21 protein-coding genes are annotated in these 23,213 nt (G+C 66.1%); 6 read left to right on the plus strand and 15 right to left on the minus strand.

Annotation, left to right across the window (positions count from 1 at the left end; translation table 11 throughout):
- Positions 1-39 precede the first annotated feature (39 nt).
- Together dnaG and rpsU are read right to left on the minus strand one after the other, a co-directional pair.
- Positions 40-2,016, minus strand: a complete 1,977-nt coding sequence (dnaG, locus tag BLR75_RS15980) for a DNA primase (protein WP_084314941.1) — start codon at positions 2,014-2,016, stop codon at positions 40-42.
- Positions 2,017-2,206: 190 nt separating this feature from the next.
- Complete coding sequence (gene rpsU, locus BLR75_RS15985; RefSeq protein WP_003085057.1) at positions 2,207-2,422, minus strand: 30S ribosomal protein S21; 216 nt, start codon at positions 2,420-2,422, stop codon at positions 2,207-2,209.
- Between the two features lie 204 nt (positions 2,423-2,626).
- On the opposite strand from rpsU, the gene tsaD reads away from it, so the two are divergent.
- Positions 2,627-3,652, plus strand: coding sequence for a tRNA (adenosine(37)-N6)-threonylcarbamoyltransferase complex transferase subunit TsaD (tsaD, locus tag BLR75_RS15990; RefSeq protein ID WP_084314940.1), 1,026 nt, complete (start codon positions 2,627-2,629; stop codon positions 3,650-3,652).
- 59 nt (positions 3,653-3,711) lie between these two features.
- Here tsaD and plsY read toward each other — a convergent pair whose 3' ends face one another.
- On the minus strand, positions 3,712-4,281 hold the full coding sequence (gene plsY, locus BLR75_RS15995) for a glycerol-3-phosphate 1-O-acyltransferase PlsY (protein ID WP_084314939.1): 570 nt from the start codon (positions 4,279-4,281) through the stop codon (positions 3,712-3,714).
- 81 nt (positions 4,282-4,362) lie between these two features.
- Here plsY and folB point away from each other — a divergent pair, with 81 nt between their 5' ends.
- Both folB and folK read left to right on the plus strand, forming a co-directional pair.
- Positions 4,363-4,716: a dihydroneopterin aldolase gene (folB, locus tag BLR75_RS16000; RefSeq protein WP_084314938.1), complete on the plus strand. Its 354-nt coding sequence runs from the start codon at positions 4,363-4,365 to the stop codon at positions 4,714-4,716.
- Positions 4,707-5,243, plus strand: coding sequence for a 2-amino-4-hydroxy-6-hydroxymethyldihydropteridine diphosphokinase (folK, locus tag BLR75_RS16005; protein ID WP_084314937.1), 537 nt, complete (start codon positions 4,707-4,709; stop codon positions 5,241-5,243). Before folB ends, folK begins: the two co-directional genes overlap by 10 nt.
- Before the next feature lie 104 nt (positions 5,244-5,347).
- Here folK and BLR75_RS16010 read toward each other — a convergent pair whose 3' ends face one another.
- The 11 genes from BLR75_RS16010 to BLR75_RS16065 all read right to left on the minus strand — a co-directional run bounded on the left by BLR75_RS16010 (position 5,348) and on the right by BLR75_RS16065 (position 19,570).
- A complete protein-coding gene (locus BLR75_RS16010) occupies positions 5,348-6,577 on the minus strand; it encodes a multifunctional CCA addition/repair protein (RefSeq protein ID WP_084314936.1) in 1,230 nt (409 codons plus the stop codon).
- Positions 6,578-6,665: 88 nt separating this feature from the next.
- The gene (locus BLR75_RS16015) at positions 6,666-8,219 is read right to left on the minus strand and encodes a SpoVR family protein (RefSeq protein ID WP_084314935.1); all 1,554 of its coding nucleotides are present in this window, start codon (positions 8,217-8,219) and stop codon (positions 6,666-6,668) included.
- Positions 8,216-9,487, minus strand: coding sequence for a YeaH/YhbH family protein (locus BLR75_RS16020; RefSeq protein WP_084314934.1), 1,272 nt, complete (start codon positions 9,485-9,487; stop codon positions 8,216-8,218). Before BLR75_RS16020 ends, BLR75_RS16015 begins: the two co-directional genes overlap by 4 nt.
- Positions 9,488-9,695: 208 nt before the next feature.
- A complete protein-coding gene (locus BLR75_RS16025) occupies positions 9,696-11,618 on the minus strand; it encodes a PrkA family serine protein kinase (RefSeq protein WP_084314933.1) in 1,923 nt (640 codons plus the stop codon).
- A gap of 278 nt (positions 11,619-11,896) precedes the next feature.
- Complete coding sequence (glpE, locus tag BLR75_RS16035) at positions 11,897-12,226, minus strand: thiosulfate sulfurtransferase GlpE (protein ID WP_084314970.1); 330 nt, start codon at positions 12,224-12,226, stop codon at positions 11,897-11,899.
- Between the two features lie 41 nt (positions 12,227-12,267).
- Positions 12,268-13,086: a symmetrical bis(5'-nucleosyl)-tetraphosphatase gene (locus tag BLR75_RS16040; protein ID WP_084314932.1), complete on the minus strand. Its 819-nt coding sequence runs from the start codon at positions 13,084-13,086 to the stop codon at positions 12,268-12,270.
- Positions 13,086-13,466, minus strand: coding sequence for a Co2+/Mg2+ efflux protein ApaG (apaG, locus tag BLR75_RS16045; RefSeq protein WP_084314931.1), 381 nt, complete (start codon positions 13,464-13,466; stop codon positions 13,086-13,088). Before apaG ends, BLR75_RS16040 begins: the two co-directional genes overlap by 1 nt.
- 17 nt (positions 13,467-13,483) lie before the next feature.
- On the minus strand, positions 13,484-14,290 hold the full coding sequence (rsmA, locus tag BLR75_RS16050) for a 16S rRNA (adenine(1518)-N(6)/adenine(1519)-N(6))-dimethyltransferase RsmA (protein ID WP_084314930.1): 807 nt from the start codon (positions 14,288-14,290) through the stop codon (positions 13,484-13,486).
- A gap of 138 nt (positions 14,291-14,428) precedes the next feature.
- Positions 14,429-15,418: a 4-hydroxythreonine-4-phosphate dehydrogenase PdxA gene (gene pdxA / locus BLR75_RS16055; protein ID WP_084314969.1), complete on the minus strand. Its 990-nt coding sequence runs from the start codon at positions 15,416-15,418 to the stop codon at positions 14,429-14,431.
- Positions 15,419-15,558: 140 nt separating this feature from the next.
- Positions 15,559-16,851 carry a peptidylprolyl isomerase gene (locus BLR75_RS16060; RefSeq protein WP_090416099.1) on the minus strand — a complete coding sequence of 431 codons (1,293 nt, stop codon included), beginning with the start codon at positions 16,849-16,851 and terminating at the stop codon, positions 15,559-15,561.
- A complete protein-coding gene (locus tag BLR75_RS16065) occupies positions 16,832-19,570 on the minus strand; it encodes an LPS-assembly protein LptD (RefSeq protein ID WP_084314928.1) in 2,739 nt (912 codons plus the stop codon). The genes BLR75_RS16060 and BLR75_RS16065 overlap by 20 nt, the downstream gene beginning before the upstream one ends.
- 129 nt (positions 19,571-19,699) lie before the next feature.
- On the opposite strand from BLR75_RS16065, the gene BLR75_RS16070 reads away from it, so the two are divergent.
- Genes BLR75_RS16070 through BLR75_RS16080 form a run of 3 tightly spaced genes read left to right on the plus strand, consistent with a single transcriptional unit; the run spans position 19,700 to position 22,156 of the window.
- Positions 19,700-20,722, plus strand: coding sequence for an aminoglycoside phosphotransferase family protein (locus BLR75_RS16070; RefSeq protein WP_084314927.1), 1,023 nt, complete (start codon positions 19,700-19,702; stop codon positions 20,720-20,722).
- Positions 20,719-21,396: an N-acetylmuramate alpha-1-phosphate uridylyltransferase MurU gene (murU, locus tag BLR75_RS16075; protein WP_084314926.1), complete on the plus strand. Its 678-nt coding sequence runs from the start codon at positions 20,719-20,721 to the stop codon at positions 21,394-21,396. The genes BLR75_RS16070 and murU overlap by 4 nt, the downstream gene beginning before the upstream one ends.
- A 1-nt stretch (position 21,397) precedes the next feature.
- Positions 21,398-22,156, plus strand: a complete 759-nt coding sequence (locus BLR75_RS16080) for a DnaJ domain-containing protein (RefSeq protein WP_084314925.1) — start codon at positions 21,398-21,400, stop codon at positions 22,154-22,156.
- Positions 22,157-22,168: 12 nt separating this feature from the next.
- On the opposite strand, the gene BLR75_RS16085 is transcribed toward BLR75_RS16080, so the two are convergent.
- On the minus strand, positions 22,169-23,173 hold the full coding sequence (locus BLR75_RS16085; RefSeq protein WP_084314924.1) for an alpha/beta hydrolase family protein: 1,005 nt from the start codon (positions 23,171-23,173) through the stop codon (positions 22,169-22,171).
- Positions 23,174-23,213 lie beyond the last annotated feature (40 nt).

The raw sequence follows: 23,213 nt of genomic DNA on the forward strand, positions 1-23,213 counted from the left end.
GGGCAAATACAAGCTGACCATTATAGCTGAGAGACGACCTCAAGCGCCAGATGAGGTCGGGGCGACGGGGGTAGCGGGGCGGCTGAGAAGGTCGCGCAGGCGTTCTTTCTCTTCCGCGCTGAGCTCGCTTTGACGAGCCTTGCGCAACAGTTGTTCGAGGCTGCGTTCGCGTTGGCTGGCCGCTAACCTAGTTATAGTGTCGAAAAACTGTTGTTCAAGGTTGTCCGCTGAAATCAGCCACTCCTTTTCCGCCAGTGCGCGCAGCAGGCGGCCCTGTTCGGTGCCGTGCCAGCGCGCGATGAGCTGCATCGAATTCTGCTTCGGGGCTTTCTGCAGGGAGTCCAGCAGGGCGACCAGAAGCTGTGCGTAAGTGTGTTCTTCATCGGCGAAATTGCCGGCTTCATCGACCTTCTGCGCCAGCTCGGGATGGTGCAGAAGGGTGCGCAGGGCGGTCAGGGTCGGGGTTTCCACGCTGACCGCGGTGCGCGGCTGGCGCGGCGTGAAGTCGCCGCGGCCGCCTTTCCTGTTCCATTTCCTGTCGCCCTTCCAGGGTTTGCGCTCCTTGTGCTGCCCACCTGAATCGGACGAGCTGTCGAGGTAGGCAGGCACATCCCGGGCATGTCCGCCGTCGGATTCCGCGTACCCCGCCTCATAGCCGGAATAGTCGAACCCGTGATCGTCGATGGACGGGCCGTGGCCGTTGTTCTGCCGCGGCGCGCTCAGCTGGCCGAGCATCTCGCTGTTCAGCCCGGTGATTTCCGCCAGGCGCTGGCGCATCAGCAGGCGCAGGTTGTTGCCGGGAATCTTCTCCAGCAGCGGGCCGGCGAGGGTGGCGAGGTGCGCCTTGCCTTCCAGTGTGCTGGGGTCGGCTTCCTCCTGCAGTTGCTGAAAGAAGTATTCGGCCAGTGGCAGTGCCTGGTGCGACAGGCGGGCGCGGAAGGCGTCGGGGCCTTCGGCGCGGACCAGGCTGTCCGGATCCTCGCCTTCGGGGAGGAACAGGAAGCGCACCTTGCGCCCGTCCTGCAGGTTCGGCAGCGCCGATTCCAGTGCGCGCCAGGCGGCATTGCGGCCGGCCTGGTCGCCGTCGAAGCAGAACAGGATGTTCGGCACCAGGCGGAACAGGCGCTTGATGTGCTCTTCGCTGGTGGCGGTGCCGAGAGTCGCCACGGCATTGCGGATGCCCTGTTGCGCCAGGGCGATCACGTCCATGTAGCCTTCTACGACCATGATCTCATCGAGGTCGCGGTTGTTCTTGCGCGCCTCGAACAGGCCGTAGAGTTCCTGGCCCTTGTGGAATACCGGGGTTTCCGGGGAGTTCAGGTACTTCGGCTTGTCGTCGCCGAGCACCCGGCCGCCGAAGGCGATCACCCGCCCGCGGCTGTCGCGGATGGGGAAGATCACGCGGTCGCGGAAACGGTCGTAGCGTTTGCCGCTGTCGGGATTTTCCACCAGCAGGCCGGCGTCGAGCATGGTCTTGAGCTGCAGGTTGTCGCCGCCGAGGTGCTTGAGCAGGTTGTCCCAGCCCGGCGGGGCGAAGCCGAGGCCGAAGTCGCGGGCGATCTGGCCGGTCAGGCCGCGGCCCTTGAGGTAGTCGACCGCCGCCCTGCGCGCCGGATGGCTCTTCAGCGCCTGGCGATAGTAATCGGCGGCGGCGGCGAGCAGCGGGTAGAGCGGCGAATCGGTCGGCTGGCGCGGCTTGCTGCCGCGGCGGCCTTCCTCGCGCGGGATGTCCATGCCGGCGCGCTTGGCCAGTTCCTCGACGGCCTGGGGAAACTCCAGGTTGTCGTGGTCCATGATGAAGCCAAGGGCATTGCCGCCGGCGCCGCAGCCGAAGCAGTAGTAGAACTGCTTGTCCGGGCTGACGGTGAAGGAGGGGGTCTTTTCCTTGTGGAACGGGCAGCAGGCGCTGTAGTTCTTGCCGGTCTTCTTCAGCTGGATGCGCGAACTCACCACATCGAGAATATCGGTGCGGTTGAGCAGGTCATCGATGAAGGATTGCGGGATCAGGCCGGCCATAGTGCGTTCCGGGGGCGGAATGGACCCAGGCAGGCTTCCCCGTGTCGCGGGAGCGCGCTGGATTTCATGGAGGCATGAAAGCAAAAACTCCGATTGTCGCCGTGGCGAATCGGAGTCTGGCGTGCTTTTTCAAGCACTCGCCCGGCGAGTGGGCCGGGCGATGCGGAGGCGTTTGGCCGAGTATCGAAACTCAGTACAGACGCTCGCGACGGCGCTGTTCGCGCTGCACTTTCTTGGCGTGACGCTTGACAGCGGCAGCAGCCTTGCGCTTGCGCTCAGCGGTGGGCTTTTCGTAGAACTCGCGGCTACGGACTTCAGCCAGTACACCTGCTTTTTCGCAGGAGCGCTTGAAACGACGCAGGGCTACGTCGAAGGGTTCGTTCTCTTTAACTTTGACGGCGGGCATCCAGGTCGTACCTATCAATGATTACCGGGGATTTATCGCGCTCCGGGCAGGTGCCTGCAGAGACGGCGGTTTTCAAGGGTTGCGGATATTAACGTTTCGGGCGGAGGAATGCAAAGCCTTCGATCGAAAAACGCTGGCCGGCATTGGGGGGCGGCATTATGATGCGCGGCTTCAATTTTGACCAGATTGGGAAGGCTCGAGCCCATGCGAGTGCTGGGGTTGGAAACCTCCTGCGACGAAACCGGCGTCGCCCTTTACGACAGCGAGAAAGGCCTGCTGGCCGACGCGCTGTTCAGTCAGATCGACCTGCATCGCATCTACGGCGGCGTGGTGCCCGAGCTCGCCTCGCGCGACCACGTCAAGCGCATGCTGCCGCTGATCCGCCAGGTGCTGGACGAGGCCGGCTGTGCGCCCACAGACATCGATGCGATCGCCTATACCGCCGGCCCCGGCCTGGTCGGGGCGCTGCTGGTCGGCGCCTCCTGCGCCCAGGCCATGGCGTTCGCCTGGGGCGTGCCGGCGGTCGGCGTGCATCATATGGAAGGCCACCTGCTGGCGCCGATGCTGGAAGAACAGCCGCCGCAGTTCCCGTTCGTCGCCCTGCTGGTTTCCGGCGGCCACACCCAACTGGTGCGGGTGGATGGCATCGGCCGCTACCAGTTGCTCGGCGAGTCGCTGGACGATGCCGCCGGCGAAGCCTTCGACAAGACCGCCAAGCTGCTCGGCCTCGGTTATCCGGGCGGCCCTGAGATCGCCCGGCTGGCCGAGCGCGGCACGCCGGGGCGCTTCGTCTTCCCGCGGCCGATGACCGATCGTCCGGGGCTGGACTTCAGCTTCAGCGGCCTCAAGACCTTCGCCCTGAACACCTGGCAGCGCTGCCGCGAGGCCGGCGACGACGGCGAGCAGACCCGCTGCGACATCGCTCTGGCCTTCCAGCAGGCGGTGGTCGAGACGCTGACCATCAAGTGCAAGCGCGCGCTCAAGCAGACGCATCTGAAGAGCCTGGTGATCGCCGGTGGCGTCAGCGCCAACCAGTCGCTGCGCGCGCATCTGGAGAAGGTGCTCGGCGACATGAAGGGGCAGGTGTTCTACGCCCGCCCGCGCTTCTGTACCGATAACGGCGCGATGATCGCCTATGCGGGTTGCCAGCGCCTGCTGGCCGGCCAGCAGGACGGCCCGTCGATCGCCGTGCAGGCGCGCTGGCCGATGGAGCAGTTGCCGGCGGTCTGAACCCGGATCGCGTCGTTTCCAGGCAGGCGGCCGCTTCCGGCTTTCCCGCAAACTATGTTCTAGAAATGCCGTTCACGCCCGGCGAGCAGATCGCGCAGGTTGCTGCGGTGGCGCCAGACGATCAGCCCGGTGAGAAGGGTCATCGGCAGCAGCGCGGCGGGTAGCTGCCAGGCGAGCAGCGGCAGGGTCAGCGGAGTGGCGACCAGCGAGGCGAGGGAACTGGTGCGGGACAGCCTGAAGGTCACCAGCCAGGCGCTGATGGCGAGCAGCGCCGCCGGCGGATAGAGCGCGAGCAGCATGCCGGCGGAAGTGGCCACGCCCTTGCCGCCGCGAAAGTTGAAATACACCGGATACAGGTGGCCGAGCACCGCAGCCAGGCCGACCCAGGCTTCCGCCATCGTGCCGAGGCCGAGCCAGCGGGCGATGAGGACGGGTAACAAACCCTTGGCAAGATCGCCGGCAAGGGTGAGGATGGCGAGCTTCCTGCCCGCCAGGCGCAGCATGTTGGTGGCGCCGGGATTTCCCGAGCCGCCGGCGCGCGGGTCTTCGGTGCCGAACAGGCGACTGAGGACAACCGCGAAGGACAGGGAGCCGAGCAGGTAGGCGAGGATCGCCAATAACCAGACCATGGTTTCCACCGGGGGCGAGTCAGCCTCCGATTCTAACGGGGCGGCGCGCGGTTGTCGTGGCTGCCTTGGAGCACGTAGCGAGTGGACACAGTTTTTATCGAGGGCCTGGAAGTCGACACCGTGATCGGCGTCTACGACTGGGAGCGCGGCATCAGGCAGTGCCTGCGCCTGGACCTGAGCCTGGGCTGGGACATCCAGCCCGCCGCGGCGGATGACGACATCGCCCGGGCGCTCGACTATGCGGTGCTCTCCCAGCGCATCGGCGAATTCGCCCGGGATGCGCATTTCCAGTTGGTGGAAACCTTCGCCGAGCGCCTCGCCGCGCTGCTGATGGCGGAATTCGGCATCCGCTGGCTGCGCCTGAAGGTGACCAAGCCCGGGGCCGTGCCGACGGCGAAGGGCGTTGGCGTGGAGATCGAGCGCGGATGTCGCTGACCACCGTTTTCCTGGGCCTCGGCAGCAACATCGACCGTGAGCGCCATCTGCATGCCGGCCTCGAGGCGCTGACCGGTTTCGTCGACGATCTGCGCTGTTCGCCGGTGTTCGAGAGCGAGCCGGTGGGTATCCGCAGCGGTCCCTTCCTCAACCTGGTGGTCACCGGCCAGACCCGCCTGCCGCTGCGCGAGCTGGGTCTGCGGCTCAAGCACATCGAGGCGGACAACGGCCGCTACGCTCCGGAGCGCAAGGGCCTGCCGCTGGATATCGACGTGCTGCTGTACGACGACCTGTTCGGCGAGTTCGATGGCCTGACCCTGCCGCGCGCCGAGGTGCTGAAGAATGCATTCGTGCTCTGGCCGCTGGCATTGCTGGCGCCGGATGCAACGCATCCCGGCGCGCAGCGGACCTTCGCCGAGCTGTGGGCTGAGGCTCGGATCGAGCAGAAGCTCTGGCCGGTGCCCTTCCAGTGGCGCGGCGTGGAGCTGACGCCGGCGGCGCTGATCGAGGCGCATCCGGCCGCTTGAAGGCTCTTTCGCAGGAGCAGGCTTGCTCGCGAACCGCCCAGCGATGAAGCGGCCGGTGATCTCTTGTTCTCGAGCAAGCTCGCTCCTACAGGGTTATCCCATCATCAATCCGCGTAGCCTTCCTTGTAGGCCTTGAGCGCCCGCACGCGCTCACCTTTCAGCGCCTCGCCCAGTTCGGCGCCCTTCAGCCCGCGCTCCAGCAGCGGTTGCACGCTGACCGCGCGGGCCGCCCTGGCGGCGCCGCGCAGGTAGTCCGCCTGTGGATAATCGCGCTGCTCGAAGCCGAGGCGGCCGCGTGCGTCCATTTCGCAGGCGGCGATGAATTCCTCCATGCGCTGCGGGCGGCGATACAGGTCGAGGGTCTGGAACAGTTCGGCGATGGTCTTCGCCCGCAGTTCCAGCGCCCGATGGCAGTGGGAGTGGTATTCGCCCACCAGCAGGGCCAGTTCCTGGCAATCCCGCGGCACCTTGAAGCGCTGGTTGACCGCCTCGATCGCCGGCAGGCCCAGGGTTTCGTGGCCGTGGTGCTTCGGCCAGTCGTCGCGGCGCGTGAGCGCCTTGCCGAGGTCGTGCATCAGGCAGGCCCAGCGCACCGTCAGCGGTTGCTGGTGCTCCGCGCACTGGCGCAGGACCGCCAGCACGTGCACGCCGGTATCCACTTCCGGATGGTGCGCCGCCGGCTGCGGCACGCCGAACAGGGCGTCGACCTCCGGCAGCAGCACGGCCAGGGCGCCACAATCGCGCAGGGCCTGGAAAAACACGTCGGGGCGCGGCTCCATCAGTGCGCGGGCGATTTCCTTCCAGCTGCGCTCGGCGGTCAGGGCCTGCAGTTCGCCTGATTGCGAGAGCTCGCGCATCAGCTCCAGGGTTTCGTCGGCGATTTCGAATCCGAGCGGGGCGTAGCGGGCGGCGAAGCGGGCGACGCGCAGGACTCGCAGCGGATCTTCGCTGAACGCCGGCGAAACATGGCGGAGGAGGCGCGCCTCCAGATCACGCTGGCCATCGAACGGATCGATGATCCTGCCGTTGTCGTCTTCCGCCATGGCATTGATGGTCAGGTCGCGACGGGCGAGGTCCTCTTCCAGCGTCACGTCCGGGCTGGCGTAGAAGGTGAAGCCGCCGTAGCCGCGGCCGCTCTTGCGCTCGGTGCGGGCCAGGGCGTACTCCTCGCCGGTCCGTGGATGCAGGAACACCGGGAAATCGGCGCCCACCGGGCGGAAGCCGCGTTCGAGCATGTCATCGGCGCTGGCGCCGACCACCACCCAGTCGATATCGGCCACCGGCCGCCCGAGCAGCCGGTCGCGAACCGCACCGCCAACTTTGTATGTCTGCATGAAAAACCTCCGTGACCTTAGAGGATACCGTAGCCACGGAGGTTCGAAGGATCGGCCTGGCGACACTGCCCAGGCCGTGGAGCGGGGCTCAGATGGGTGGGATGATCAGATCGAGCCGCGGGTAGCCCTCCTCGTTGCCCGATTCACCCTTTGGGGGCATGTGCTGGGTGTGCACGATCTGGTCGCCCTGCAGGGTTTCCAGGTGGATGTCGAAGCCCCACAGGCGGTGCAGGTGCTTGAGTACGTCATCGGTGGAGTCGCCCAGCGGCTTGCGGTCGTGCTGCTGGTGGCGCAGGGTCAGCGAGCGGTCGCCGCGGCGGTCGACGTTCCAGATCTGGATGTTCGGTTCGCGGTTGCCGAGGTTGTACTGCGACGCCAGGTTCTCGCGGATCTTGCGGTAGCCGTCGTCGTCGTGGATGGCGTCGACCAGCAGCTCTTCCTTGTGGTCGTCGTCGAGGATGCTGAACAGCTTGAACTCGCGGATCACCTTGGGCGAGAGGAACTGCAGGATGAAGCTCTCGTCCTTGAAGCTCTTCATGGCGAACTTCAGGGTGGCCAGCCAGTCGCTGCCGGCGATGTCCGGGAACCAGCGGCGGTCTTCCTCGGTGGGCTCCTCGCAGATGCGGCGGATGTCGCGGTACATGGCGAAGCCCAGCGCATAGGGATTGATGCCGCTGTAGTAGGGACTGTCGAAGCCCGGCTGGTAGACCACGCTGGTGTGGTACTGGAGGAACTCCATCATGAAGCCGTCGTTGACCAGGCCTTCGTCGTAGAGGTCGTTGAGCAGGGTGTAGTGCCAGAAGGTCGCCCAGCCCTCGTTCATCACCTGGGTCTGGCGCTGCGGGTAGAAGTACTGCGCCACCTTGCGCACGATGCGCACCACCTCGCGCTGCCAGGGCTCCAGCAGCGGCGCGTTCTTCTCGATGAAGTAGAGGATGTTTTCCTGCGGCTCGCTGGGGTAGCGGGCGAGGGATTGTTCCTTGTCCTTGCCGCCGGCCCGGGGAATGGTCCGCCAGAGATCGTTGACCTGGCGCTGGATCAGCTCCTCGCGCTCCTTCTGGCGCTGCCGTTCTTCCTCGGCGGAGATCGGGTAGGGCCGCTTGTAGCGGTCGACGCCGTAGTTCATCAGCGCGTGGCAGGAGTCCAGCAGATCCTCCACCGCGTCGATGCCGTAGCGCTCCTCGCACTGCATGATGTACTGCTTGGCGAACACCAGGTAATCGATGATCGAACTGGCGTCGGTCCAGGTGCGGAACAGGTAGTTGCCCTTGAAGAAACTGTTGTGCCCGTAGCAGGCGTGGGCGATCACCAGCGCCTGCATGCACTGGGTGTTCTCTTCCATGAGGTAGGCGATGCACGGATCGGAATTGATGACGATCTCGTAGGCCAGGCCCATCTGACCGCGCTTGTAGTTCTTTTCCGTGCTCAGGAAGTGCTTGCCATAGGACCAGTGGTTATAACCGATGGGCATGCCCACGGAGGCGTAGGCATCCATCATCTGCTCGGCGGTGATCACCTCGATCTGGTTGGGATAGGTGTCCAGCGCGTAGCGTTCGGCGATGCGGCTGATCTCGCGGTCGTACTGGCGGATCAGGTCGAAGGTCCATTCCGAACCGGTGGCGATAGGCTGGCGCTTGCTCATGCGACGAGCCTCCTGTGGAACAGTTCACGGAACACCGGGTAGATGTCGGCGGCCGAGACGATCTGCTGCTGGGCGAAGCTGTCCGGGAAGGCTTCGCGGATGCGCTCGTACTCGAACCACAGCGCCTGGTGCTCGCGCGGGGTGATCTCGACGTAGGTGTAGTACTGCACGAACGGCATGATCTGCTTCATCAGGATATCGCGGCAGACCGGCGAATCGTCGTTCCAGTTGTCGCCGTCCGACGCCTGGGCGGCATAGATGTTCCATTCATTGACCGGGTAGCGCTCGGCCATCACTTCCTGCATCAGCTTGAGCGCGCTGGAAACGATGGTGCCGCCGGTTTCCCGGGAGTAGAAGAATTCTTCCTCGTCCACTTCGCGGGCGCTGGTGTGGTGGCGGATGAACACCACGTCGATCTTCTCGTAGTTCCGCTTGAGGAACAGGTACAGGAGGATGAAGAAGCGCTTGGCGATGTCCTTGGTGGCCTGGGTCATCGAGCCGGACACGTCCATCAGGCAGAACATCACCGCCTTGGAGGTCGGGTTGGGCTGCTTGACCAGCAGGTTGTACTTGAGGTCGAAGGTATCGAGGAACGGCACCCGGTCGATGCGTGCGCGCAGCCGGGCGATTTCCTGCTCCAGCGCCTGGATGTCGCCGAGGTTGTCCGGCTCTTCCAGCTTCAGCCGCTCCAGTTCCTGCAGCGCCGCGCGCAGCTTGTGCCGGCTGCTGCCGGACAGGGCGATGCGCCGCGCGTGGGCCGAGCGCAGGGTGCGGACGATGTTGATCCGCGACGGGTTGCCTTCGTTGCTGATGCCGGCGCGCACGGTCTTGAAGGTGTCGCTGCCGGTCAGGTGGCGCTTGATCAGGTTGGGCAGTTCGAGGTCCTCGAACATGAAGTCGAGGAATTCCTCCTGGGTGATCTGGAAGACGAAGTCGTCCATCCCTTCGCCCTGGTTGCTCGCCTTGCCGCCGCCGCGCCCGCCGCCACCGCCGGAGGGGCGGGGGATGCGGTCGCCGGTGGTGAATTCCTTGTTGCCCGGGTGAATGATGGTTTGCCGCCCGCCACGGCCGTGGTGCAGCACGGGCTCGTCGATGTCGCGGCTGGGAATGCTGATCTGTTCGCCGTGCTCCATGTCGGTGATGGAACGGCGGCTGACGGCCTCCTCGACCGCCTTCTTTATATGGTCACGGTACCGCCGCAGGAAGCGCTGGCGGTTAACCGTGCTCTTGTTCTTGCCGTTCAGACGGCGGTCGATCACGTAGCTCATACGAGCCCTCCGGGCTGAGGCTGAAGGCTGAAGGCTGGACGGGGTGCGGCTTTTGCGTCCAGCTTTCAGCTTCCCACCTTGAGCGGCTTTGGGTTGCTGCGATTTACGTACCCGCCAGCACCACTTCTACGAGCCCTCTGCGCTGAGGCTGAAGACTGGACGAGGTGCGGCTTTTTCGTCCAGCCTCCAGCCTTGAGCGGCTTTTGGGTTACTGCGACTTGCGTACCCGCAGATACCATTCCGACAGCAGGCGTACCTGTTTCTCGGTGTAGCCGCGCTCGACCATGCGTTTGACGAAGTCGTTGTGCTTCTGCTGATCCTCCTTGCTGGCCTTGGCGTTGAAGCTGATGACCGGCAGCAGGTCCTCGGTGTTGGAGAACATCTTCTTCTCGATCACCACGCGCAGCTTCTCGTAGGACAGCCAGCTCGGGTTCTTGCCGTTGTTGCCGGCGCGGGCGCGCAGGACGAAGTTGACGATCTCGTTGCGGAAATCCTTCGGATTGCTGATGCCCGCCGGCTTCTCGATCTTCTCCAGTTCCTCGTTGAGGGCCGCGCGGTTGAGGATTTCGCCGGTTTCCGGATCGCGGTATTCCTGGTCCTGGATCCAGAAGTCCGCGTACAGCACGTAGCGGTCGAAGATGTTCTGGCCGTACTCGCTGTAGGACTCCAGGTAGGCCGTCTGGATTTCCTTGCCGATGAACTCGACGTAGCGCGGCGCCAGGTATTCCTTGATGAAGCGCAGGTAGCGCTCGCGGGTTTCCGGCTGGAACTGCTCCTGCTCGATCTGCTGTTCGAGGACGTAGAGCAGGTGCACCGGGTTGGCGGCGATCTCATGCGGGTCGAAGTTGAACACCTTGGACAGGATCTTGAAGGCGAAGCGGGTGGAGAGCCCGGACATGCCTTCGTCCACGCCGGCGGCGTCGCGGTATTCCTGGATCGACTTGGCCTTGGGATCGGTGTCCTTCAGGTTCTCGCCGTCGTATACGCGCATCTTCGAGTAGATGTTGGAGTTTTCCGGCTCCTTCAGGCGCGACAGCACGGTGAACTGCGAGAGCATCTTCAGCGTGTCCGGCGCGCAGTGGGCGTGGGCCAGCGAGCTGTTGATCAGCAGCTTGTGGTAGATCTTGATCTCGTCGGTGACGCGCAGGCAGTACGGTACCTTGACGATGTAGATCCGGTCGATGAACGCCTCGTTGTTCTTGTTGTTGCGGAAGCTGTGCCACTCCGATTCGTTGGAGTGGGCCAGGATGATCCCGCTGAACGGCAGGCCGCCGAGGCCCTCGGTGCTGTTGTAGTTGCCTTCCTGGGTGGCGGTCAGCAACGGGTGCAGCACCTTGATCGGCGCCTTGAACATCTCGACGAATTCCATCAGGCCCTGGTTGGCCCGGCACAGCGCGCCCGAGTAGCTGTAGGCGTCGGCGTCGTTCTGCGGGAATTCCTCCAGCTTGCGGATATCCACCTTGCCCACCAGCGAGGAGATGTCCTGGTTGTTCTCGTCGCCCGGCTCGGTCTTGGCGATGGCGATCTGGTTGAGGATCGACGGGTACACCTTGACCACGCGGAACTTGCTGATATCGCCGCCGAACTCGTTGAGTCGCTTGGTTGCCCAGGGCGACATCACGGTGCGCAGGTAGCGCCGCGGAATGCCGTATTCCTCCTCGAGGATGGCGCCGTCCTCGTCCGCGTCGAACAGCCCGAGCGGCGATTCGAACACCGGCGAGCCCTTGATCACGTAGAACGGCACCTTTTCCATCAGCTGCTTGAGCTTTTCCGCCAGCGACGACTTGCCGCCGCCGACCGGGCCGAGCAGGTAAAGGATCTGTTTCTTCTCTTCGAGCCCCTGTGCCGCGTGGCGGAAGAACGCCACGATCTGGTCGATGCATTCTTCCATTCCATGGAAGTCGGCGAAGGCTGGGTAGCGACGGATCACCTTGTTGGAAAAGATCCGCGACAGACGCGAATCGGTGGACGTATCAAGCAGCTCGGGTTCGCCAATGGCGACCAGCATGCGCTCGGCAGCCGTCGCGTAGGCGGTTTTGTCCTGCTTGCAGATATCCAGATACTCCTGAAGGGAGTATTCCTCCTGGCGGGTCGCTTCGAAGCGTTCCTGGAAGTGACTGAAAATGCTCATGACGTCTCCTCGCTCGATGCATGGAGCCGGCGCGGGGTCGATCGTGAGGGTGCGGGCGAGCCGCCAGTGTTGCCGGCGAGATTCCCCCAGAACTCCAGCGATACCTGGATATCCCCTCCAGGACCGCTCCAAATGGTCACGGCCGATAAACCCGGAAGCCGGTGTGCCGGCTCTCCCCTGTTTTGGATGGCCTGAGGGAAAGGATAGTTCGTTATCTGGCGTGTAAAGGCCAAACGGCGAGGAAGTTACAGATTTTTTGAAGGAACTTTTCTGGATATTCAGTCGGAGCCGTCACGGCTGGTATCCGCGGGATAGACGCTGCGCCACAGTTCGAAACCGCCATCCAGACTGTAGACGTCGGTGAAACCCTGCTGGATGAAATAGGCCGCCGCGCTCTGGCTGGAATTGCCGTGATAGCAGACCACCACCAGTGGCGCGTCGAGATCGGCCTGGCGGATGAAGTCGGCCACCGAGTAGTTGTCGACATGCTGCGAGCCGCTGATGTGGCCCATGGCGAAGCTCTGCGGGTCGCGGATGTCCACGACCTGGGCGCCATCGGCGCGCAGTTGCTGGGCGTGGTTGGGGGCGATGCGTTTGAAATCGGTCATTCGGGTCACCTCGGGCGCGCGGAGCGGCCCGTTCATCGGGATTATTTCCTGGCGCAGTCGCAGCTGATGCGCTCGCCGCTATCGACATTCAGCAGGGTCAGGCTGCCGCCCCACACGCAGCCGGTGTCCAGGGCGTAGAGGCCGGGCTCCCTGACGCGGCCTTCCAGCGCCGCCCAGTGGCCGAAGATGATCTTCTGCCCGCGGGTCTTGCGCCTGGCGAAGCTGAACCAGGGCGCGTAGCCGGGCGGGGCGGTGTCCAGGCCTTCCTTGCTCTTCAGGTCGAGCCTGCCGTCCTCGGTGCAGAAGCGCATGCGCGTGAAGTAGTTGGTGATCACCCGCAGGCGTTCGATGCCGTGCAGCTTCTTGTCCCACTTCGCCGGCTCGTTACCGTACATGCCTTCGAGGAACAGCGGCAGCCGCTCGTCGTCGCGCAGCGCTTCTTCCACCTCGGCGGCGCGCAGGAGCGACTTTTCCAGGCTCCACTGCGGCGGAATGCCGGCGTGCACCAGGGCGACGTCGCGTTCCCTGTCGTGGAACACCAGGGGCTGCCGGCGCAGCCAGTCGAGCAGGTCGGCACGGTCCGGCGCCTCGACGATCTCGCGCAGGGTGTCGGATTTCTTCAGGCGCTCGACGTTGTGCGCCACGGCCAGCAGGTGCAGGTCGTGGTTGCCGAGCACGCAGGTCAGGCTGTCGCGGATGGAATGGAGGAAGCGCAGGGTTTCCAGCGATTGCGGGCCGCGGTTGACCAGGTCGCCGGTGGACCACAGGCGGTCTTTCGCCGGATCGAACTTCACCCGTTCCAGCAGGCACTTGAGCGGGCCCAGGCAGCCCTGCAGGTCGCCAACGGCATAGGTCGCCATCAGTGCAGGGCCCCCGGGACGGCAAGGCGGAATACCGGAATCTCGGCGTCGAAATGGTGGCCGTCGGCGGCGAGCATCTGGTAGCTGCCGTGCATGCTGCCGACCTGGGTGGCGAGCACGGTGCCGCTGGTGTAGGTGTGGCTGGCGCCCGGTTCGATCAGCGGTTTCTCGCCGACCACGCCGGCGCCGCGGACTTCCTGCACGTGGCCGTTGCCGTCGGTGATGATCCAGTGGCGGGTCAGCAGCTGGGCGGCCTGCTCGCCGGTGTTGCTGATGGTCACCGTGTAGGCGAAGACATAGCGCTGCTGTTCCGGCTGGGACTGTTCCGCCAGGTGGCGGGTGGTGACGCTGACGGAGATCTGGTAGCGGGGATCGCTCATGCTGGGTTGCCTTGGGTTCATTGGCCGGGCGTCAGCTCCGCCAGGCGGTTGGCCAGGCGGACGAACGCTGCGACGTCGAGCTGTTCCGGGCGCAGGGTCGGGTCGACGCCGACGGCCTCGATGTCTTCAGAAGACAGTAGACCCTTCAGGGTGTTGCGCAGCGTCTTGCGGCGCATGTTGAAGGCCTCGCGGACGACGCGTTCGAGCAGGCGGTGATCCCTGGCCGGATGCGGCGGCTCGTCGTAGGGCACGAGGCGGACGATGGCCGACTCGACCTTCGGCGGCGGGTTGAAGGCGCCCGGGCCGACGGTGAACAGGTAATCCACCCGGCAGAAGTACTGCACCATGATCGACAGCCGGCCCCAGTCGCCGCCGCCCGGCTCGGCCGCCAGGCGCTCGACCACTTCCTTCTGCAGCATGAAGTGCATGTCCTGGATGACCCCGGCGTGCTCCAGCAGGTGGAAGATCAGTGGCGTCGAGATGTTGTAGGGCAGGTTGCCCACCACCCGCAGCTTCTCGCCGGCGGCGGGGAGGGTGGCGAAGTCGAATTTCAGCGCGTCGCCCTGGTGCAGGGCGAAGTTCGGCTTGAGGCCGAAGCGCCACTTGAGCTGCGGGATCAGGTCGAGGTCGAGCTCGATCACGTCGAGCCGGGCGCCGCTGTCCACCAGTCCTTCGGTCAGCGCGCCCTGGCCCGGGCCGATCTCCACCAGATGCTGGCCTTCGCGCGGGGCGATGGAACGCAGGATGCGGTGGATGACGCCGGCGTCATGCAGGAAGTTCTGGCCGAAACGCTTGCGCGCGCGGTGTTGGTAAGGCTCGGACATCGGAGGCTCCAGTGGAGCAGCTGGAAGCTGGAAGCTTGAAGCTGGAAGCGGAAAAAGGCATCAGTTTATCAGCACCAGGCCCCGCTCGACGACTCGAAGCGCCAGTGGTCAATGTCCTCCAGCCTCCAGCCTCCAGCCTCAGCTATGTCCCGTCATCTGATACGCCGTCTCCAGCGCCACCCGCAGGCTGCCGCCGTCGATCCGCCCGGTTCCGGCGAGATCCAGGGCGGTGCCGTGGTCCACCGAGGTGCGCACGATGGGCAGGCCGAGGGTGACGTTCACCGCCGCGCCGAAGCCCTTGTACTTGAGCACCGGCAGGCCCTGGTCGTGGTACATGGCGAGCACCGCGTCGCAGTGGTCGAGGTGCTTGGGGGTGAACAGGGTGTCGGCCGGCAGCGGGCCGATCAGCTCGATGCCTTCGCCGCGCAGGCTTTCCAGCGCCGGTTCGATCACCTCGATCTCCTCGCGGCCCAGGTGGCCGCCTTCGCCGGCATGGGGGTTGAGGCCGCAGACCAGGATGCGCGGCTTGGCGATGCCGAACTTGTCGCGCAGGTCGGCGTGCAGGATTCGGGTGACCCGCTGCAGGCGCTCGGCGGTGATGGCATCCGCGACCTGGCGCAGCGGCAGGTGGGTGGTGACCAGGGCGACGCGCAGGCCGCGGGTGGCGAGCATCATCACCACCTGTTCGGTGCGGGTCAGTTCGGCGAGAAATTCGGTGTGGCCGGAGAAGGCGATGCCGCCCTCGTTGATCACGCCCTTGTGCACCGGAGCGGTGATCATCCCGGCGAAGGTGCCGTCGAGGCAGCCCCGGCCGGCGCGGGTCAGGGTTTCCAGCACGTAGGCGGCGTTCGCCGGGTCCAGCTTGCCGCATTCCACCGCGGCGCCCAGCGGCGTGTCCCAGACGTACAGGCTGCCGGCGGGCGCCGGGCGCTGCGGCCAGTTGCCGGGCCCGGATTCCTGCAGGTCGATATCCAGGCCCAGCTGCGCGGCGCGCTCGGCCAGCAGCGTGCGGCTGGCGATGGCGACCAGCGGGTGCGGCTGCGCCTCGCGGGCGAGCAGCAGGCACAGGTCGGGGCCGATGCCGGCCGGCTCGCCGGGGGTCAGGGCGAAGAGTCGGGATGCAGTCATGGAGCGGACCTCGTTGGCGCCGGGCATTTCGTCCCGGTCGGGCGGAATGGGATGGGGCACTACTCTACGCCGGGGACGGCGCAGTTAAAAAAAAACCCGGCGCTGGGGCCGGGTTTCCGAGAGGGCGGGACGGGTGGAAGTCAGTTCTTGATTTCCACGTAGGCCTCGTCGCGGATCTGCCGCAGCCAGGCCTGCAGTTCCTCGTCGTACTTGCGGTTGCGCAGGGCCTGGGCGGCCTGCTGCTCGCGGTACTTGTCGCTGGCGTCGGTGGCGCGGCGGCCGAGGACTTCCAGGACGTGCCAGCCGAACTGCGAACGGAACGGCGGGGTCACCTTGCCCTGGGGGGCGTTGTTCATCTGCTCGCGGAATTCCGGGACCAGCGACTCCGGATCGACCCAGTTGAGGTCGCCGCCGTTCAGCTTGGAGCCAGGGTCTTCCGAGTACTGCTTGGCCAGGGTGGCGAAGTCCTCGCCGGAACTGATGCGCTCGTAGAGCTTCTGCGCCAGCGCCTGGGTTTCCTGTTCGCTGCGGATTTCGCTGGGCTTGAGCAGGATGTGGCGGACATGGACCTCGTCGCGGACCATCTTGCTGCCGCCGCGCTTGTCTTCCAGCTTGATGATGATGAAGCCGCCCGGGGTGCGCACCGGCTCGGTGACTTCGCCGACCGACAGCGAACCGACCATGCTGTCGAACGGCTGCGGCAGCTGGGCCGCCTTGCGCCAGCCGATCTCGCCGCCTTCCAGGGCGTTGTCGCCGGCCGAATGGGCGATCGCCATCTGGCTGAAGTCGGCACCCTGGCGCAGCTGCTGGTAGACATCCATGGCCTTGCGGCCGGCGGTCTGGATGGCCTCGGGGGAGGCGCTTTCCGGTACCGGGATGAGGATGTTGGCCAGGCGGTACTCTTCGGAGAGCTGGATCTTGCCGAGGTCGGAGGAAAGGAAGTTCTGCACTTCCTGATCGGTGACCTGGATGCGCTCGGCGACGCGACGCTGGCGCACGCGGCTGATGACCATCTCGCGGCGCACCTGGTCGCGGGCCTCGTCGAAGGACAGGCCGTCGCGGGCCAGCGCCTGGTGGAACTGGTCGAGGGTCATGCCGTTGCGCTGGGCGATGGTCGCCATCGCCTGGTTCAGCTCTTCGTCGGTGATGCGCACGCCGGAGCGTTCGCCGATCTGCAGCTGGATGTCCTCGAGGATCAGGCGTTCCAGCACCTGCTGGGACAGGACGCTTTCCGGCGGCATCTGTGCGCCGCGTTTCATGATGGTCTGGCGAACTTCACGCACGCGCTGGTCGAGCTGGCTCTGCATCACCACGTCGTTGTCGACGATGGCGACGACCCGGTCCAGGGGTACGACTTCCGCGTGGGCGAGGGAACTCACCAGCACTGCGCCCAACAGCAGCGGGCGCAGGCCGTTACATAGCATTTTCTTCACGTTGACGATAACCTTCGATGCCTTGGTCGAGGAAGCCTTCCACCTGGTTGCCGACCACGCCGCCAAGGCCTTTCAGGATGATTTGCAGGAAGATGCCGCGATCGGCCTCGGACGACGACGTGATGAAATCGTTGTCGTCGTAGTCGACCCAGTAGCGGCTCACGAGACGCATTTTCCAGCAGCAGTTGTCGTACTCGAAACCGCCCAGGGATTCCAGGGTACGGCTCTGGTTGTAGTCGAACTGCCAGCGCGCGATGGCGCTCCACTGCGGGACGATCGGCCAGATGACCGAGAAGTCGTGCTGGTTGATCTTGTAGTCGTCGCTGCCGTATTCGAAGCGGCCCAGCGCCGGGTTGAAGCGCTTGCTGTCCGCGCGATAGCGATAACCCACGTTGACGATCTTGTTTAGATTGTCTTCCGGCTGGTAGTGGAACATCACGTTGCCGGAATCGGTGTGGTGGATGTTGGGGTTCCAGTTGTAGTCCGAGCTCAGGCGCCAGTCGCGGTTGAAGCGGTAGATGCCTCTCAGCGCGTAGGGCGAACGCGAGCCGTCGGCGTCCGGATTCTTGGCGCCGCTGCGTTGCAGGTCTTCCTCGGTCAGGCCCGGCAGCTGCACGCGGCGATCGCTGAAGTAGTAGATCTGCCCGGCGCTGACGGACGCGCGTTCGAAGCCGTCTTCCTCGATGAAGCGCGAGGTGGCGCCCAGCGACAGCTGGTTGGCGTCGCCGATGCGGTCCTTGCCGGTGAAGCGGTTCTCGCGCCACAGCGAGTCGTAGCTGAAGGTGAACTCGCCGGTGTCGAAGGTCGGCAGGTCGTTCTGGTTCCGGTACGGCACGTACAGGTACATCATCCGCGGTTCCAGGGTCTGGCGGAACCTGGTGCCGCCGAAGCTGGTGTCGCGATCGAAGTACAGGCCGGTGTCCAGCTTGGCCAGCGGCAGGCCGCGGTCCGGGCTGCTGTCGAAGGTCTGGAACGGCTGCAGGGTCGCCTGGCCCTTGCTATCGAGGTCCAGGTCGTACTTGGTGTAGAGATACTTGGCCGTCGGGGTGAGGAAGCCCCAGCTGGCGGTCATCGGCAGGCTCACGCCCGGCTCGACGTGACCGCGGTCGCCGGTGGCACGAGCCAGGCCTTGCAGGCGCGCGTCAGGACGTTGACCAAGGGGATTGCCCTCCTCGTCGAAGAAGAATTTCTCGTCGAGATCGCGGTCGAAGCGCACCAGCTCGGTGCCATAGGTGAATTGCAGGCCGCCCGGGTTGTAAGGCACGCGGCCGTCCAGGGTCAGCTGCGGCAGGCGGTCGTACGGCGTCACGTCGGTGACAGTCGCCAGTTGGTATGCCTGCGCGTTCAGGCGGGCGGTGAAGCTGTCGCCGCGGTAGGTGAGCACGCCCTGCTGGTTGACGTAGGTCGGCGTGCCGATGCCCAGCGAGGTATCCAGGTCCTGGAAGTAGTACGGGTCGCTGATCTTGGTGTAGTCGACCTGGGCGAGCCAGCGCGAATCCAGGCCGCTGACGTTCTTCCAGCCGTACAGCCAGCGCTGGTCGGTGAATTCCGGCTGGCCTTCGCGCTCATCTTCCTTGTCGTTCAGATAGGCCGCGTTGAGCTGGCCTTCGCTGCTGTGGGTCAGGTAGCGGAATTCGCCTTCCATCATCAGGCCGCGCTTGGCCATGTAGCGCGGATACAGCGTGGCGTCGTAGTTCGGCGCCAGGTTGAAGTAGTACGGCGTGACCAGGGTGAAGCCGGTGTCGCTGCTGCTGCCGAGACTCGGCGGCAGGAAGCCGGACTGGCGGCGGTCATCGATCGGGAAATAGATGTAGGGGGTATAGAACACCGGGATGTTCTTCACCCGCAGGGTCGCGTTGGTCGCGGTGCCGAAACCGGTGGCCGGGTTCAGCTCGATGTTGTTGCCCTTGACGTACCAGGCGTTGCTGTTCGGTTCGCAACGGGTGTAGGTGCCGTCCTTGAGCTGGATGATGGCGGTCTCCTGGCGCTTGGCGTACAGCGCGCTGCCGCGCACCGAAGCCTGGTGGAGGACGTACTCGGCGTTATCGATCTTCGCCTCGCCGTTGTCCAGCTGCAGCTCGGCGTGGTCGCCGACCACCAGGGCGCCGTTGTCGCGCAGCTTGACGTTGCCGACCAGCTCGCCGCGGTTCTCCGCCTGGTGCAGGCTGGCCTCGTCGGCCTCGACCTGCATGCTGCCCTGGCGCAGCACCACGTTGCCGGCGAGGGTGGCGATCTGTTTCTCCTGCTCGTAGCGGGAGACCTTGGCCGAAACGTAGGTCGGCGCCTCGTCGTTCGGGGTCTTGTCGTTCATCCCCGGGCGGATCGGCTCGATGTAGCCGCCGCTGCAGTACGGGCCGATTTCCGCCAGCTGGGCCGGGGTCAGCTTGTCGCGGGTAACCCAGTCCAGGTGGCTGTAGTCTTCGCTACGGGATTTCAGGCCGCGGCCACGGGATTCGGTGACCAGCTGCCCAGGCTCTTCGCGGGACTGGCCGGCGCTGATGGATTCCGCGGCGCCGGCGCTGACTGCGCTGGTGCTATGCTGCGGGCGCGGTGCGACCTCGGCGGCAGGCTGCTGTGGCGCGCATGCCCAGGAACCGCCAGAGGGTTTGCAGTCGAATTGCTCTGCCGCATTGACGTTGGCCAGCGGTTGGATAGCCAGCAGGCCTCCGGTCACCAGCAAGGGGAATTTTCTACGGAACACGGGAAGGTTGACTGCCATCTTGTTAATCCGGGCTTCCTGCGGCGCCTTCGGCCCAGTAGGGGCGGCACGCCTCTCGATGGGCTGAAAAAGATGCTGGATAATAAAACATGACCTCATCAACGGCTAGGGCCGTGGAGATTCCCGCAAATGTCTGAAGACGTTCGTTACCAGCAGTTGAATCGCTGGTTGGACTCGTGTTTGCCGTCCGTGTTCACCAGCGAAGGCTGGGGTTTGGTACCGACCGCCACACTGACCGCCGCCAGCAGCGACGCCAGTTTCCGCCGTTATTTCCGCTGGCAGGCGGGCGAGCGCACGCTGATCGTCATGGACGCGCCGCCGCCGCAGGAAGACTGCCGGCCCTTCGTCAAGGTCGCCGGACTGCTGGCCGAGGCCGGGGTGCATGTGCCGCGGATTCTCGCCCAGGACGTCGAGCAGGGCTTCCTGCTGCTGACCGATCTTGGCCGCCAGACCTACCTGGACGTGCTCACCAGCGCCAATGCCGAGGAACTCTTCGAGCCGGCGCTGGACGCCCTGGTAGCCTTCCAGCAGGTGCCGGTGGCCGACCGCCTGCCGCCCTACGACGAGGCCCTGCTGCGCCGCGAACTGCAGCTGTTCCCCGAGTGGTACCTGCAACGCCACCTCGGCGTGACCCTGGAGGGCGAGCGCCTGGCGGCCTGGCAGCGGACCTGCGACCTGCTGGTGGAAAGCGCGCTGGCGCAGCCGCGAGTGCTGGTGCATCGCGACTACATGCCGCGCAACCTGATGGAGAGCGAGCCGAACCCCGGCATCCTCGACTTCCAGGACGCGGTCTACGGCCCGGTGACCTACGACGTCACCTGCCTGTACAAGGACGCCTTCCTCAGCTGGCCCGAGCCGCGCGTCCACGACGGCCTCAGCCGCTACTGGCGCAAGGCCCAGGCGGCGGGCATCCCGCTGCCGGCGAGCTTCGAGGAATTCCTCCGCGCCAGCGACCTGATGGGCGCCCAGCGCCACCTCAAGGTGATCGGCATCTTCGCCCGCATCTGCCATCGCGACGGCAAGCCGCGCTACCTCGGCGACGTGCCGCGCTTCTTCCGCTACCTGGAAAACGTCATCGCTCGCCGCCCGGAACTGGCCGACCTCAAGGCGCTGCTCGCCAGCCTGCCGCAGCACGAGTCGGTGCCCGCATGAAGGTCATGATCCTCGCCGCCGGCAAGGGCGAACGCCTGCGACCGCTGACCCTGCACACGCCCAAGCCGCTGGTGCGCGCCGCCGGCGTCCCGCTGATCGAGCGCCAACTGCTGGCCCTGCGCCAGGCCGGGTTCGAGCAGCTGGTGATCAACCACGCCTGGCTCGGCGCGCAGATAGAGGAATACCTTGGCGACGGCGGGCGCTTCGGTGTGAGCATCCTTTATTCCGCCGAAGGCGAACCGCTGGAAACCGGCGGCGGCATCTTCCGCGCGCTGCCGCTGCTCGGCGACGCGCCCTTCGCGGTGGCCAACGGCGACATCTGGACCGACTTCGACTACCGCGCACTGCACGCGGCGCTGGCCGACGGCGACCTGGCCCACCTGGTGCTGGTGGACAACCCCGGCCACAACGGCCGCGGCGACTTCCGCCTGCGTGACGGCCGCGTCGAGGACCAGCGCGAAGGCGAGCCGAGCCTGACCTACAGCGGTATCGCCGTGCTGCATCCGGCGCTGTTCGACGGCTGCCGCGACGGCGCCTTCAAGCTCGCGCCGCTGCTGCGCCAGGCGATGGCGGAAGGACGGGTCAGCGGCGTCCATCATCGCGGGCGGTGGGTGGATGTCGGCACCCACGAGCGTTTGGCCGAAGTCGAACGGCGACTGGCGGAGGCGCCCTGACATGCTCTGGCCCGGCACGCTGATCGGCGCCGCCGCCGGCTGGGCGCTGGCGAGCATTCCCGGCGCCATGCTCGGCGGCCTGCTGGGCCAGGTGCTCGACCGCCGCCTGCGCCTGCAGTCCTGGCGCGACCTGCTCGGCCAACTGGGCGGCGAGGAACCGCTGGCCGACGAGGAACTGCTGTTCCTCGCCCTAGGCCGGCTGGCGAAGAGCCGCGGCCGGGTCACCGACGAACACATTCGCCAGGCGCGCGCGGAAATGCTGCGTCTGCGCCTGGATGAAACGGCCAGGCTGCGCGCCATCGACGCCTTCGGTCGTGGCAAGAGCGCCGGCGAGCGCCTGGGCAGCGGCCTGCGGCAATTGCGCGAACGGCGTCATGCGGCGGAGCAGCTGATCTGCGCCTGCTGGCGCATGGCCTGGGCCGCCGGTGCGCCGGGCGCGGCGGAAAAGAGCCTGATCCTGCTCTGGGGCGAGGAACTCGGCCTGCCGCGCGGCCGCGTGCTGGCGCTGGCCGCCGGGGCGGAAGCGCTGCGCCAGGTGGAGCCGGAGGCGGCCAGTTATCCCCAGGCGCTGCGCGTGCTGGGCGTGACGGCGGCCAGCGAGCCGGCGGAAATCAAGCGGGCCTACCGTCGCCTGCTCAGCCAGCACCATCCGGACAAGCTGGTCGGCGCCAGCGCCTCGCGCATCGCCGCGGCGACCGAGCGGACCCGGGAAATCCAGGCGGCCTACGCCCTGGTCAGGCGGCGCCGCGGCTTCCGCTAACGGGCTGCCGCGCTATCCGCCGGCACCTTCCTGCCGATGCTTCTCCAGCCAGCCGCGCACGCGCCGGTACAGTTGTTCCTGCTCGGCCTCCGGGTTCGCCCGCTGAGTGTTCAGTCCCACCTGGGTATAGGCCGGATGCCGCTCGCGCTTCTCCGCCTGCCGGCGCAGGAGGGCGGCTGCATGGGCGGCATCGTCGTCCTGGTAATAGAAGTCGCCGATGGCCAGCGGCAGGCGCGAAACCATGCTTTCCAGCGGCGGCAGGAAGTCCGGCGGCACGTCGCCGGCCACCAGCAGCAGGTTGCGCACCTCGCCCGGCTCGCGTTCCGCCAGGTAGCGCGCCGCCCAGTAGGCGCCGCTGCCGTGGCCGAGGAGCACGACGCTGCGCGGCTTGTGCTGCAGGGCCTGGTCGATGCCGGCCTGGATGCGCGCCATGACCCGCTCGGCATGTGCCTTGCGCTGTTCCTGCGGATCGATGGGGCGGGGCGCCGGTTCCGGGCTGGCCTGGGCCGGTTCGCCGCTGCCGACCTCGGCGGTGCTTTCCGCCGGCGGCGTGGCGCCGCTGGAGCCTTCCACTTGCGGCCGGCTGGCGCTGTCCGCGCCGCTGGCATCGGCGTCGGCGCCGGCCTTGTCGCTGGAAGCGGTGGGGCGCGGCACCGGCGCGGTGCTCTGCGGATCGGGCAGCGACAGGCTCAGGGTGCTCCAGCCGGCATCCGGCAGCTTGCGCCGCAGCGGGCCGATCGCCACCGGCCAGTCGGCGCTCTCGCCCTCTCCGGGGACGAGGATCACCACGCCTTGCGCCTCTGCGGTGTTGGCCGGCAGCCAGAGGGCGAGGAAGCTTTCCTTGCCGGCCTGCAGTCTCTGCTGCTCGGCTTCCGGCAGGCGCCGTTGCAGGCCGCTGGCGAGATCCTGGCTGCGCTCGCTGGCCGGCACGCGCTCCGGCGCCGGCGGGGTGCTTTCCGCGGCAAGGACGGCGAAGCTCAGGGACAGGCAGAGGGCGAGCGCGGCATGACGTGGCATCGGGGACTTCCGTTCCGGGGCTGGAGCGGGGGCCAGCCTA

The sequence above is a fragment of the Pseudomonas jinjuensis genome (assembly GCF_900103845.1).
Lineage (GTDB): Bacteria > Pseudomonadota > Gammaproteobacteria > Pseudomonadales > Pseudomonadaceae > Pseudomonas > Pseudomonas jinjuensis.

Excerpts from the sequence above, each read along its gene's own strand:
- dnaG (WP_084314941.1), bottom strand. The coding sequence starts at position 2,016 with ATGGCCGGCCTGATCCCGCAATCCTTCATCGATGACCTGCTCAACCGC.
- rpsU (WP_003085057.1), bottom strand. The coding sequence starts at position 2,422 with ATGCCCGCCGTCAAAGTTAAAGAGAACGAACCCTTCGACGTAGCCCTG.
- tsaD (WP_084314940.1), top strand. The coding sequence starts at position 2,627 with ATGCGAGTGCTGGGGTTGGAAACCTCCTGCGACGAAACCGGCGTCGCC.
- plsY (WP_084314939.1), bottom strand. The coding sequence starts at position 4,281 with ATGGTCTGGTTATTGGCGATCCTCGCCTACCTGCTCGGCTCCCTGTCC.
- folK (WP_084314937.1), top strand. The coding sequence starts at position 4,707 with ATGTCGCTGACCACCGTTTTCCTGGGCCTCGGCAGCAACATCGACCGT.
- BLR75_RS16010 (WP_084314936.1), bottom strand. The coding sequence starts at position 6,577 with ATGCAGACATACAAAGTTGGCGGTGCGGTTCGCGACCGGCTGCTCGGG.
- BLR75_RS16015 (WP_084314935.1), bottom strand. The coding sequence starts at position 8,219 with ATGAGCAAGCGCCAGCCTATCGCCACCGGTTCGGAATGGACCTTCGAC.
- BLR75_RS16020 (WP_084314934.1), bottom strand. The coding sequence starts at position 9,487 with ATGAGCTACGTGATCGACCGCCGTCTGAACGGCAAGAACAAGAGCACG.
- BLR75_RS16025 (WP_084314933.1), bottom strand. The coding sequence starts at position 11,618 with ATGAGCATTTTCAGTCACTTCCAGGAACGCTTCGAAGCGACCCGCCAG.
- glpE (WP_084314970.1), bottom strand. The coding sequence starts at position 12,226 with ATGACCGATTTCAAACGCATCGCCCCCAACCACGCCCAGCAACTGCGC.
- BLR75_RS16040 (WP_084314932.1), bottom strand. The coding sequence starts at position 13,086 with ATGGCGACCTATGCCGTTGGCGACCTGCAGGGCTGCCTGGGCCCGCTC.
- apaG (WP_084314931.1), bottom strand. The coding sequence starts at position 13,466 with ATGAGCGATCCCCGCTACCAGATCTCCGTCAGCGTCACCACCCGCCAC.
- rsmA (WP_084314930.1), bottom strand. The coding sequence starts at position 14,290 with ATGTCCGAGCCTTACCAACACCGCGCGCGCAAGCGTTTCGGCCAGAAC.
- pdxA (WP_084314969.1), bottom strand. The coding sequence starts at position 15,418 with ATGACTGCATCCCGACTCTTCGCCCTGACCCCCGGCGAGCCGGCCGGC.
- BLR75_RS16065 (WP_084314928.1), bottom strand. The coding sequence starts at position 19,570 with ATGGCAGTCAACCTTCCCGTGTTCCGTAGAAAATTCCCCTTGCTGGTG.
- BLR75_RS16070 (WP_084314927.1), top strand. The coding sequence starts at position 19,700 with ATGTCTGAAGACGTTCGTTACCAGCAGTTGAATCGCTGGTTGGACTCG.
- murU (WP_084314926.1), top strand. The coding sequence starts at position 20,719 with ATGAAGGTCATGATCCTCGCCGCCGGCAAGGGCGAACGCCTGCGACCG.
- BLR75_RS16080 (WP_084314925.1), top strand. The coding sequence starts at position 21,398 with ATGCTCTGGCCCGGCACGCTGATCGGCGCCGCCGCCGGCTGGGCGCTG.
- BLR75_RS16085 (WP_084314924.1), bottom strand. The coding sequence starts at position 23,173 with ATGCCACGTCATGCCGCGCTCGCCCTCTGCCTGTCCCTGAGCTTCGCC.